Consider the following 11386-nt stretch of genomic DNA (forward strand, 5'->3'; position numbering starts at 1 on the left):
CTGCTGATACCGGCTGCTGCAAGGGAAAAAGCGCAATGGCAACATTCACAGTCACCGATTCCAGCAACAGCTGGGACGTCCGCGATCTCCAGACCTATCGGATCCTCAATGCAACTGCGACCACCGTGAACAGCAATCACGTGGTCATTGAGGGAAGCAATTCCAGCGGCAGCCCTTTCTCGGCCTCCTTCACGGGAAGCTTCAGTGTGTTCGGGTCGTCAGTCTATGGCACGATCACCAGCATCACATTCCAGATAAACGGTTCCACAGCGTTCTCCGCAACTGGCATGGATGTTTCCTTCACCAGCTATTCCAACATCTACAGCAGCTCTTTCGAACGCGATGCCACCGGCGGGAATGACCTGTTCAGCATCACCTCGAGCCGCGGCAGCTCCTGGTCGCTCGGCGCCGGCAACGACACCATCAATGCCGGCAGCGGCAGTGATCACATCGACGGCGGCAGCGGCACTGACCGGCTGATCGTTGACGGCCGCTTTGCCGGCACCGGCTTCTCGACCAGTTACAGCCGGGTCTATTTGGACGGGCCGGACGGCCGCGACTCCCTGACCTCCATCGAGCTTTTGCAGTTCACCGACCGCACCGTCAGCCTGAAAGCAGGCACCGCGTCCGCCAACGCGCTGAATGGCGATACAAGAAGCGCCACCGCAAACGATGTCCTTCTCGGCGGCGGCGGCAACGATTCCATTTCCGGCCTCTCCGGCAGGGACCTTCTGCTCGGCGAAGCCGGCAACGACAAGCTCAAGGGCCACAACGGCAATGACACCCTGAAGGGCGGCAGCGGCCACGACTATCTGCATGGCGGCGATGCGTCGGACCGCCTGTCCGGCAACGACGGAAACGACAAGCTGATCGGCGGCACCGGCAACGACATTCTGAATGGCCAGACCGGCCGCGACACGCTTTCAGGCGGCACCGGCAATGACAGCCTGACCGGCGGCGCCGGCGATGACGGCCTGTCCGGCGATGACGGCCGCGACCATCTGTCAGGCAATGGCGGGACCGATTCCCTCGATGGCGGCAGGAACGCTGACACGCTGGACGGCGGCAGCGGCAGCGATACGCTGAAGGGCGGCAAAGGCCAGGATGTACTCAACGGCCAGACCGGCCGCGATGTCCTGCTGGGCGAGGAAGGCGACGACATTCTGACTGGCGGCATCGGCGAAGACATCTTCGCTTTCCGCAGCGGCCACGGCAACGATACCATCCAGGATTTTCTGGCGGGAACAGACCGGATCCAGATCGGCCGCGGGGCTGCGGACATCGCGGATCTCGAGTTCCAAAGGCAGGGCGGCGACGTGCTGGTCTCCTTTGCGGATGTGACCATCCTTGTCGAGGACATCACCCTGGCCCAGCTGCAGGATGCCGACAACTTCCTGTTCTGATCCCCCGGACCGCTCTGAGCTTTCCAAGGCGCGCCCGCTGCGGCGCGCCTGCTGCTTTTTCAGCATCCACTTGCCGTCCCGCCAGAAGGCGCGGACGGCAAAGGCGCACATCACCTCACGCGCCGCATCCCGCCCGGCTGACGGCCCGCCACAGGACGCCGCAGGGCCGCGCACGGCATCTCCCGTCCCAGCACGGCGTCTCTGCCGCTCTGGCGCCTTTCAGGCTGCTGACCCGAGGGCCTGCACGCGGATGCGACGCCGGCTGACCGCCCCCCGAAGCGCAGACAGAAAAGGCCCGCTTCCCGCGCCGGGAAACGGGCCTTCTCAACATGCGGGGCAGCGGGCTGCCTTATTCGGTGACACTCACCTTGGCCATGCTGTCGGGCTGGCCGATCACCGCGCCGTTCGGGCCTTCGCCGCGCTTGATCGCGTCGACCACATCCATGCCTTCGGTCACTTCGCCGACAACCGTGTACTGGCCGTTCAGGAAATGGCCCGGCTCGAACATGATGAAGAACTGCGAGTTGGCGCTGTTGGGGTCCTGGGCGCGGGCCATGCCGACCACGCCGCGGTCGAATGCCAGCTCCGAGAACTCGGCCGGCAGGTCGGGACGGCCCGAGCCGCCCTGCCCGGCGCGGCGCATGTCGCCGCCGGCCTTGCCGAACTCGACATCGCCGGTCTGCGCCATGAAGCCCTCGATCACCCGGTGGAACACCACCCCGTCATACTGGCCTTCGCCGGCCAGCGCGGTGATCTGCTCCACATGCTTGGGCGCCACATCCTCGAACAGGTCGATCTTGATGGTGCCCTCGGCTTCGCCCGCGACCTCGATCTCGAGGCCGGTGGCAAAGGCAGGCCCCGCCGCCAGCAGGGCCAGCGCGCACAGTGCCTTACGCATCCGCCGCCACCTTGACCGAGATCATCCGGTCCGGGCTTGCAGGCGGCTCGCCGCGGGTGATGGCGTCGACATGCTCCATGCCTTCGATCACCCGGCCGTACACGGTGTACTGGCCGTTCAGGAAGTGGTTGTCCTTGAAGTTGATGAAGAACTGCGAGTTGGCCGAATCCGGGCTCGCGGACCGGGCCGCGCCCAGGGTGCCGCGGTCATGCGGCAGCTTGGAGAACTCGGCCGGCAGGTTCGGCAGCTCCGAGCCGCCGGTGCCCGCCATGCGGATGTTGAAGCCGTCTTCCATGTCGCCGTTGGCCACGTCGCCGGTCTGCGCCATGAACCCGTCGATCACCCGGTGGAAGCAGACGTTGTCGTATTCGCCGGCCCGGGCCAGTTCCTTCATCCGCTCGGCATGCTTGGGCGCCACGTCGGGCAGCAGCTCGATCACCACATTGCCGTCTTTCAGTTCCATGATGATGGTGTTTTCGGGATCTTTAATCTCGGCCATCGGGCCCTCCTGTCGTCGAAATTTGCACAGATACCTAAGCCCAAGCCCCGGAAATGCCAAGGGAGCATTGACTGATGCGCAAAAACCCCCGAAACAACGGCCGGATTTACCTGCACTTTCACCACAAGGGGGCTCGCACATGGGCTGGAAAACGCTCGACGACATGGACCTGAACGGCAAGCGCGTGCTGGTGCGCGTGGACATCAACGTGCCGATCGTTGACGGCGTGGTGACGGACTCGACCCGCATCCGCCGGATCGCGCCCACCGTGCGCGACATCCTGGCGGCCGGCGGCAAGCCGATCCTCTTGGCCCACTTCGGCCGCCCCGGCGGCGAGCGCCGCGAGAACCTGTCGCTGAACCAGCTGGTGCCGACGCTGGAACGCGCCTTTGAAACCAAGGTGCTGTTTGCCGCCGACTGCGTCGGTGCCGGCGCCGAGGCCGCGGCGGACGCGCTGCAGCCGGGCGAGGTCCTGCTGCTGGAGAACACCCGCTTCCACGCCACCGAGACCAAGAACGATCCGGAGCTGGCGGCCGGCATGGCGCGCCTCGGCGAGGTCTACTGCAACGATGCCTTCTCCGCCGCCCACCGCGCCCATTCCTCGACCGAGGCGATCGCCCGGCTGCTGCCCGCCTGCGCCGGCCGCCTGATGCAGGCCGAGCTGCAGGCGCTGGAAAGCGCGCTCGGCCAGCCGCAGCGCCCGGTCACCGCCGTTGTCGGCGGTGCCAAGGTCTCCACCAAGCTGGAACTGCTGGGCAACCTGATCGAGAAGGTCGACCACCTGGTGATCGGCGGCGGCATGGCCAACACCTTCCTGGTCGCCAAGGGCCTGCCGGTCGGCATCTCGCTGGCCGAACGCATCATGAAGGACACCGCAGCCGAAATCCTCGCCAAGGCCGAGGCCGCGGGCTGCGAGATCATCCTGCCCTCCGACATCGTGGTGGCGAAGAAATTCGAAGCCCACGCCGCGCATGAGGTCCTGCCCGCCGACCAGTGCCCCGAGGACGGCATGATCCTCGATGCAGGCCCCGCAAGCCTCGCCCGCATCACCAAGGTGTTCGAAGCCAGCAAGACCCTGATCTGGAACGGCCCGCTGGGCGCATTCGAGCTGGAGCCGTTCGACGCCGCCACCAACGCCGCCGCACTCAAGGCCGCAGCCATGACCCGCTCCGGCCAGCTGATTTCTGTGGCCGGCGGCGGCGACACCGTGGCGGCGCTGAACGCCTCCGGCGCGGCCGGCGACTTCACCTATATCTCCACCGCCGGCGGCGCCTTCCTGGAATGGATGGAAGGCAAGACCCTGCCCGGCGTCGCGGCGCTGGACCAGTAAAACCGTTTCCCGCCCGGTCCGCCGGGCGGGCGCCTGCCTGCCAGGTTGGCGCCGCCCGCGCCTTTGAGCGCAAAAAATCCCCCTGTGGACAGTTTTGGGATTCACAAGCCGATTCGCATGTGGCATAGTGATGTCAGACGCCGGGAAACGGCGCAAAAACAAAAACTTGAGCAGTAACATACAGGCACTCCCAACGTGACCCGAAGCCCCCGGCCCTCTTTTGGCGCCATCGCCTTTTTCGCCATCGCATTCGCGCTCAGCGCGTATTTCACCTTTGCGGCGGTGCAGGGCGACTTCGGTCTGTTCCGGAGGGTCGAGATCCAGGCCGAAGCAGAAGAACTGCGGCTGGATCTCGGCCGTCTCCAGTCCCGGATCGGCGAGATGGAAAACCTCACCCGCCGCCTCTCGGACAATTACCTCGATCTCGACCTCCTCGACGAACAGGCCCGCTCTGTTCTCGGCCTGGTCCGTGCCGACGAAATCGTCATCCGCTAGGCACTGCTTCCGGCGCCCCGGTTGCGCAGCCGGCAGGCCGTTCGCCGGCCCCTCCGCGCGCCCTGCCCTTCCCCAGAACTCCAGCCCTGCGGCCCGGCTTTGGTCCTGCGTGGCTTTTTTACGTGGGATGGGCGGATTTTTACGCGCCCGCACCCCCGCGGCAGAATAACACTATTCAGCCGCCGCAAAATCGATTATCAGTTTGTTTAACACTAAACTATCTAGCCTGCAGGGGGAGCCGACCACCATGGCCGCTAGAAAAAGCGTAAAGAAACCAAACGTTTCTGCCGAAGAACTGACCAATTACTACCGCGAGATGCTGCTGATCCGCCGATTCGAGGAAAAATCGGGCCAGCTGTACGGCATGGGGCTGATCGGGGGCTTCTGCCACCTGTACATCGGCCAGGAAGCGGTTGTTGTGGGCCTCGAGGCCGCCGCCGAGGAAGGCGACAAGCGCGTCACCTCCTACCGCGACCACGGCCATATGCTGGCCTGCGGCATGGACCCGGACGGCGTCATGGCCGAGCTGACGGGCCGCGAGGGCGGCTATTCCAAGGGCAAAGGCGGCTCCATGCACATGTTCTCGAAAGAGAAGCATTTCTATGGCGGCCACGGCATCGTCGGCGCCCAGGTGCCGCTCGGCGCCGGCCTCGCCTTTGCCGACAAGTACAAGGGCAACGGCCGTGTCACCTTCACCTATTTCGGGGACGGCGCCGCCAACCAGGGCCAGGTCTACGAGACCTTCAACATGGCCGCCCTGTGGAAGCTGCCGGTGGTCTTCGTGATCGAGAACAACCAGTACGCCATGGGCACCGCCCAGCAGCGCTCCACCTCCAGCGCCGAGATCTGGGAACGCGGCAAGGCGTTCGGCATTCCCGGCGAGGCGGTCGACGGCATGAACGTTCTGGCGGTCAAGGAAGCGGGCGAGCGCGCCGTGGCCCACTGCCGCAGCGGCGACGGCCCCTATATTCTCGAAGTGAAGACCTACCGCTACCGCGGCCACTCGATGTCGGACCCGGCCAAGTACCGGACCCGCGAAGAGGTCCAGAAAATGCGCGAGGAGCGCGACCCGATCGAGCAGGTCCGCGACATGCTGCTGACCGGCAAGCACGCCACCGAGGAGGATCTCAAGGCGATCGACAAGGAGATCAAGGAGATCGTCAGCAAGTCCGCAGAATTCGCCAAGGAGAGCCCCGAGCCCGCCCTGGAGGAACTCTGGACCGACATCTATGCGGACGACGTGCCGCAGGCAAACGCCTGAGAGGGAAGAACAAGACATGGCAACTGAAATCCTGATGCCCGCCCTGTCGCCGACCATGGAGGAAGGCACCCTGGCCAAATGGCTGGTCAAAGAGGGCGATACCGTGAACTCCGGCGACATCATGGCCGAGATTGAAACCGACAAGGCGACGATGGAATTCGAAGCCGTCGACGAAGGCATCGTCGGCAAGATCCTGATCGGTGAAGGCACCGAAGGCGTGAAGGTCAACACCCCGATTGCGGTTCTGGTCGAAGACGGCGAAAGCGCCGACGACTACCAGCCGTCCAACGGCAGCGAAGCCTCCGCCAAGGCGCCGGAGGCCCCGGCAACGGACGAACCCGCCGCCGCCGCGCCCGAAAAAGCGCCGGCGATGCCCGCCAAGGTGCTGGAACCCGACTACCCCGAAGGCACCGAGATGGTGCAGACCACCGTGCGCGAAGCCCTGCGCGACGCCATGGCCGAGGAAATGCGCCGCGACGAGGACGTGTTCCTGATGGGCGAGGAAGTCGCCGAGTACCAGGGCGCCTACAAGGTCAGCCAGGGGCTGCTGGATGAATTCGGCTCCAAGCGGGTGATCGACACCCCGATCACCGAACACGGCTTTGCCGGCATCGCCACCGGTGCGGCCTTTGGCGGCCTGCGCCCGATTGTCGAGTTCATGACCTTCAACTTCGCCATGCAGGCAATTGACCAGATCATCAACTCGGCGGCCAAGACGCTCTATATGTCCGGCGGCCAGATGGGCGCACCGATGGTGTTCCGCGGCCCCAATGGCGCTGCCGCCCGCGTCGGCGCCCAGCACAGCCAGGACTATGCCGCCTGGTACATGCAGATCCCGGGGCTGAAAGTGGTGATGCCCTACTCCGCCGCCGACGCCAAGGGTCTGATGAAAACCGCGATCCGCGACAACAACCCGGTGATCTTCCTCGAGAACGAGATCCTCTACGGCCGCGCCTTCGACGTGCCGAAACTGGATGATTTCACCATCCCCTTCGGCAAGGCCCGGATCTGGCGCGAAGGCTCGGACGCCACCATCGTCTCCTTCGGCATCGGCATGCAGTACGCGCTGGAAGCCGCCGACAAGCTGGCCCAGGACGGCATCTCGGCCGAGGTCATCGACCTGCGCACGATCCGCCCCATGGACCTGCCCACGGTGATTGAATCGGTGAAGAAGACCAACCGCCTGGTCACCGTCGAGGAAGGCTGGCCGCAGGGCTCCGTCGGCAGCTACATCGCCTCCGAGGTGCAGCGCGAAGCGTTCGACTATCTCGACGCGCCGGTCATCACCTGCACCGGCAAGGACGTGCCGATGCCCTATGCCGCCAACCTGGAACGCCACGCGCTGATCACCACGGATGAGGTGGTCGAGGCGGTCAGGCAAGTGGCCTACCGCTAGAGGCACCGATGGAGATCAGGGGCCGCGATCCCGAAACCGAATGCTACCGCGTCACGCTCACCGTCGACGGGCGCACAGTCACCGCACTGGTGCCCGAACGGCTGGCAGCGGACACCCGGCTGATCGGTTCGCGGCCCTCCCATCAGGAGGCTTATGTCTGGATGGCTGAATACAAAGACAAGATCGAAGCCGCGATCACCCTGCTGGCCCGCGGCAGCCGGCGCCCCAAGGCGCCATATGACCAAATTGTTCTGATTGAGGAGCGCTGACATGCCCACCGAAATCCTGATGCCCGCGCTTTCTCCCACCATGGAGGAAGGCACCCTTGCCAAATGGCTGGTCAAGGAAGGCGACACTGTCTCCTCGGGCGACCTGATCGCCGAGATCGAGACCGACAAGGCCACCATGGAGTTTGAAGCCGTGGACGAAGGCGTGGTCGGCAAGATCCTGATCGCCGAAGGCAGCGAGGGCGTGAAGGTGAACACCCCGATCGCGGTGCTGCTGGAGGACGGCGAAAGCGCCGATGACATCCCCTCCGCCGCCGCCAACGGCACCCCCGCACCCGCCGCAGAGGCGGCCAAGGACGCGCCCGCCGCCAAAAGCGAAGCGCCCAAGGATGACGCCGCCGCCAAGGCCGAAGCCAAGGCCGCCCCCGCCGCGCCGCAGGGCGCTGACGGCAGCCGCATCTTCGCCTCGCCGCTGGCCCGCCGCATCGCCGCCGATAAGGGGCTGGATCTCACCCAAATCACCGGCTCCGGCCCCAAGGGCCGCATCGTCAAGGCCGACGTGATCGACGCCAAAGCGCCAGCGGCGCAGGCACCGGCCGCAGCAGCCTCTGCCCCGGCGTCTGCTCCTGCCGCCGCAGCAGCACCGGCCGGTCCCTCCGCCGATCAGGTGGCCCGCATGTACGAAGGCCGCGCCTACGAAGAGGTCAAGCTGGACGGCATGCGCAAGACCATCGCCGCCCGCCTCACCGAGGCCAAGCAGCAGGTGCCGCATTTCTACCTGCGCCGCGACATCCAGCTGGACGCGCTCTTGAAATTCCGCGGCGACCTCAACAAGCAGCTCGAGGGCCGCGGCGTCAAGCTCTCGGTCAACGACTTCATCATCAAGGCCTGCGCCCTGGCGCTGCAGGCGGTGCCGGACGCCAACGCAGTCTGGGCCGGCGACCGGGTCTTGAAGATGAAGGCTTCCGACGTGGCCGTGGCCGTCGCCATCGAGGGCGGTCTGTTCACCCCGGTGCTGCAGGACAGCGACACCAAATCGCTGTCGGCGCTGTCGGCAGAGATGAAGGACCTCGCCGCCCGCGCCCGCGACCGCAAGCTGGCGCCGCATGAATACCAGGGCGGCAGCTTCGCGATCTCCAACCTCGGCATGTTCGGCATCGACAACTTCGACGCGGTGATCAACCCGCCGCACGGCGCCATCCTGGCGGTCGGTGCCGGCGTGAAAAAGCCCATCGTCGGCAAGGACGGCGAACTGGCGGTCGCCACGGTGATGTCCGTCACCCTCTCGGTCGACCACCGGGTGATCGACGGCGCGCTCGGGGCAGAGCTTTTGAACGCGATCAAGGACAACCTGGAAAACCCGATGGTGATGCTGGCCTGACGGGCCGCCGCAGAAACACCAAAAGCCCCGGCGGAAACCGGGGCTTTTTCTTTGCCGGCCCGAGACGGCGCCGGAAAAAAGGGAGCGCATCCGCCCCCTTCTTCTTTGCCTAAATACTCAACAGCAACCGCCGCCGCCAACGCCCGGCCTGCGGGGGCACGCAGGTCAGTACTGATAGCCCGGGGTAGAGGCCGACAGTGCCGCCTCATCTTCATCCATCTCCGCCGCGATCCCCTCGAACAGCGGCGTCGACAGGTAGCGCTCGCCGGTATCCGGCAGCACCGCCAGCAGCACCGAACCTTCCGGCGCGGCCTCCGCCACCTTCATCGCCGCCGCCAGGCTGGCGCCGCTGGAAATCCCGGCGAGGATGCCCTCCTCCGCCGCCAGCCGCCGGCCCCAGGCAATGCTCTCCTCGCCGCTCACCACCTCCAGCCCGTCAAAGTATCCCTTGTCCAGCGCCTCCTGCAGCACCAGCGGGATGAAATCCGGGGTCCAGCCCTGGATCGGGTGCGGGTTGAAGGCCGGATGCGTCGCCGCGGGCTCGCCCGCGCCGTTGCGCGCCTGCGCTGCGCCGGACTGCACCAGCGCCGCATTGGCCGGCTCGCTGAGGGTGATCTTCAGATCCGGCCGCGCGCCCTTCAGCACCCGGCCCAGCCCCGTCACGGTGCCGCCGGTGCCATAGCCCAGCACCACGTGATCGAGCCGCGCGCCCTCGAAATCGCCCAGGATCTCGCGCGCGGTGGTGGCCTCGTGGATATCGGCGTTGTCCCTGGTCTCGAACTGATGCGCCAGGAACCAGCCGTTGCGCTCCGCCAGCTCGCGCGCCTTCACCACCATGCCGACCGCCTTGTCCTCCTTGCGGGTCAGCACCACATTGGCGCCCAGCATCCGCATCAGCCGCCGCCGCTCGACCGAAAACCCGTCGTGCATGGTGATCACCAGCGGATAGCCCTTGGCGGCGCAGACCATGGCCAGGCCAATGCCGGTATTGCCGCTGGTCGCTTCCACCACGGTCTGGCCCGGCTGCAGCCGCCCGTCGCGCTCGGCCGCCTCGATGATGTTCAGCGCCAGCCGGTCCTTCACCGACCCCGCCGGGTTGAACGCCTCGAATTTCACATACATCTGCACATGCGCCGGCGCGATGCGGTTCAGCCGGATCGCAGGCGTATTGCCCACCGTCTCCAGGATCGAGCCATACAGCCGCCCGCGGCCTTCCGTTGTGTAAATCATCGTCCTGCCCCGCTCCAAATGCCGGTTTCTGCCATGTTTCCAAAGGAATATGCGCGCGCCAATGCGCCGGTGCAAGGTGCTGCGCCCGCCGTTGCCGCACATAGGACCGCGCTCCGCCTCCGCGGCGCAAAACCGGAACCACAGGCTGCCGCAGCCTGCTCCGCCAGGCCGGAATCCGGTCTCGAACGCTTCTTTGAAGAAGATTTCCCAGCACCGGCGCCGGGCCGCGGAAAAGGGGCGCCAACCGCCCCTTCCTCTTTTCAGAAATACTCATACTTCCCGGCGCGCACCGGGCGGCTCACTCGGTGCCGGAGCCGTTCGGAAACCGCTGGTCCATGCTGACCGAGGGCTGGTCGCAACCCGCCTCGCCGACGATCTTCGCGGGCACCCCGGCAACGGTCATGCACGGCGGCACCTCCGACAGCACCACCGAACCGGCGGCAATCCGGCTGCAATGGCCGACCTTGATGTTGCCCAGAACCTTGGCGCCGGCCCCGATCAGCACGCCGTCGCCGATCTTGGGGTGGCGGTCCTGCTCTTCCTTGCCGGTGCCGCCCAGGGTCACCGAATGCAGCATCGACACATTGTCGCCCACCACCGCGGTCTCGCCGATGACGATGGAATGGGCGTGGTCGATCATGATCCCCTTGCCGATGCGGGCGCCGGGATGGATGTCGATGCCGAAGATCTCCGAGGTGCGCATCTGGAAGAAATAGGCCAGGTCCTTCTGGCCCTGGTCCCACAGCCAATGGCTGACCCGGTAGGCCTGCACCGCCTGGAACCCCTTGAAATAGAGGATCGGCTGCAGCAGCCGGTGGCTGGCCGGGTCGCGCTCGTTGATCGCCATCAGGTCGGCGCGCGCCGCCTCCAGCAGGCCCGGGCTGTCGGCATAGGCGTCATCGACGATTTCGCGCAGCACCATCATCGACATCTCGTTCGAGCAGAGCTTGGCGGCAATCCGGTAGGACAGCGCCTTCTCCAGCGTCTTGTGGTGCAGGATACAGGCGTGAATCAGCCCGCCCATCAGCGGCTGGGTGGCGACGGCCTCCTCAGCTTCGCGGGTGATACGGTCCCATACGGGATCCACCGGAGTAACGGCTTGCTGGGTTTTGGCCATGAATCTGCTCCCTTTCTCCGCTCAGACTACCCATCTAAGGGTCTTTTCGGCAAACGCAAACCCTTGATGGGGGATATTTCCGGATTGAATGAGTCGGATCCGCGCGCGCCGCGCCGCAGGCCTGCGGCGCCATGCCCAACGGCGGGCCC

General features: G+C 65.8%; 11 protein-coding genes. 7 read left to right on the forward strand and 4 right to left on the reverse strand.

Annotated elements, in window-relative coordinates:
• The first annotated feature begins 35 nt into the window (after positions 1–35).
• Entirely contained in the window at positions 36–1403 is a 1368-nt protein-coding gene (locus OKQ63_RS09645) for a calcium-binding protein (protein ID WP_264213713.1), read from the forward strand.
• Between the two features lie 349 nt (positions 1404–1752).
• Here the strand turns inward: OKQ63_RS09645 and OKQ63_RS09650 are convergent, their stop codons facing one another.
• Positions 1753–2301 (reverse strand): peptidylprolyl isomerase, encoded by a 549-nt coding sequence (locus tag OKQ63_RS09650; RefSeq protein ID WP_264213714.1) that lies wholly within the window; start codon positions 2299–2301, stop codon positions 1753–1755.
• Positions 2294–2800, reverse strand: a complete 507-nt coding sequence (locus tag OKQ63_RS09655) for a peptidylprolyl isomerase (protein WP_264213715.1) — start codon at positions 2798–2800, stop codon at positions 2294–2296. Before OKQ63_RS09655 ends, OKQ63_RS09650 begins: the two co-directional genes overlap by 8 nt.
• 139 nt (positions 2801–2939) lie before the next feature.
• Here OKQ63_RS09655 and OKQ63_RS09660 point away from each other — a divergent pair, with 139 nt between their 5' ends.
• From OKQ63_RS09660 to OKQ63_RS09685, 6 genes are all read left to right on the forward strand, one after another.
• The gene (locus OKQ63_RS09660) at positions 2940–4130 is read left to right on the forward strand and encodes a phosphoglycerate kinase (RefSeq protein ID WP_264213716.1); all 1191 of its coding nucleotides are present in this window, start codon (positions 2940–2942) and stop codon (positions 4128–4130) included.
• Between the two features lie 195 nt (positions 4131–4325).
• Entirely contained in the window at positions 4326–4625 is a 300-nt protein-coding gene (locus tag OKQ63_RS09665) for an FtsB family cell division protein (protein ID WP_264213717.1), read from the forward strand.
• Positions 4626–4872: 247 nt separating this feature from the next.
• A complete protein-coding gene (pdhA, locus tag OKQ63_RS09670) occupies positions 4873–5886 on the forward strand; it encodes a pyruvate dehydrogenase (acetyl-transferring) E1 component subunit alpha (protein WP_264213718.1) in 1014 nt (337 codons plus the stop codon).
• 16 nt (positions 5887–5902) lie between these two features.
• Entirely contained in the window at positions 5903–7282 is a 1380-nt protein-coding gene (locus tag OKQ63_RS09675) for a pyruvate dehydrogenase complex E1 component subunit beta (RefSeq protein WP_264213719.1), read from the forward strand.
• Positions 7283–7290: 8 nt separating this feature from the next.
• Positions 7291–7551, forward strand: coding sequence for a hypothetical protein (locus tag OKQ63_RS09680; protein ID WP_264213720.1), 261 nt, complete (start codon positions 7291–7293; stop codon positions 7549–7551).
• 1 nt (position 7552) lies between these two features.
• Positions 7553–8890, forward strand: coding sequence for a pyruvate dehydrogenase complex dihydrolipoamide acetyltransferase (locus OKQ63_RS09685; RefSeq protein WP_264213721.1), 1338 nt, complete (start codon positions 7553–7555; stop codon positions 8888–8890).
• A gap of 165 nt (positions 8891–9055) precedes the next feature.
• Here the strand turns inward: OKQ63_RS09685 and cysK are convergent, their stop codons facing one another.
• Both cysK and cysE read right to left on the reverse strand, forming a co-directional pair.
• Positions 9056–10120: a cysteine synthase A gene (cysK, locus tag OKQ63_RS09690; RefSeq protein ID WP_264213722.1), complete on the reverse strand. Its 1065-nt coding sequence runs from the start codon at positions 10118–10120 to the stop codon at positions 9056–9058.
• 298 nt (positions 10121–10418) lie between these two features.
• Positions 10419–11237, reverse strand: coding sequence for a serine O-acetyltransferase (gene cysE / locus OKQ63_RS09695; RefSeq protein ID WP_264213723.1), 819 nt, complete (start codon positions 11235–11237; stop codon positions 10419–10421).
• Positions 11238–11386: the final 149 nt, after the last annotated feature.

The organism is Leisingera thetidis (assembly GCF_025857195.1).
GTDB classification, from domain to species: domain Bacteria; phylum Pseudomonadota; class Alphaproteobacteria; order Rhodobacterales; family Rhodobacteraceae; genus Leisingera; species Leisingera thetidis.

Coding starts and splice junctions, on each gene's coding strand:
- OKQ63_RS09645 (WP_264213713.1), top strand. CDS start 36: ATGGCAACATTCACAGTCACCGATTCCAGCAACAGCTGGGACGTCCGC.
- OKQ63_RS09650 (WP_264213714.1), bottom strand. CDS start 2,301: ATGCGTAAGGCACTGTGCGCGCTGGCCCTGCTGGCGGCGGGGCCTGCC.
- OKQ63_RS09655 (WP_264213715.1), bottom strand. CDS start 2,800: ATGGCCGAGATTAAAGATCCCGAAAACACCATCATCATGGAACTGAAA.
- OKQ63_RS09660 (WP_264213716.1), top strand. CDS start 2,940: ATGGGCTGGAAAACGCTCGACGACATGGACCTGAACGGCAAGCGCGTG.
- pdhA (WP_264213718.1), top strand. CDS start 4,873: ATGGCCGCTAGAAAAAGCGTAAAGAAACCAAACGTTTCTGCCGAAGAA.
- OKQ63_RS09675 (WP_264213719.1), top strand. CDS start 5,903: ATGGCAACTGAAATCCTGATGCCCGCCCTGTCGCCGACCATGGAGGAA.
- OKQ63_RS09680 (WP_264213720.1), top strand. CDS start 7,291: ATGGAGATCAGGGGCCGCGATCCCGAAACCGAATGCTACCGCGTCACG.
- OKQ63_RS09685 (WP_264213721.1), top strand. CDS start 7,553: ATGCCCACCGAAATCCTGATGCCCGCGCTTTCTCCCACCATGGAGGAA.
- cysK (WP_264213722.1), bottom strand. CDS start 10,120: ATGATTTACACAACGGAAGGCCGCGGGCGGCTGTATGGCTCGATCCTG.
- cysE (WP_264213723.1), bottom strand. CDS start 11,237: ATGGCCAAAACCCAGCAAGCCGTTACTCCGGTGGATCCCGTATGGGAC.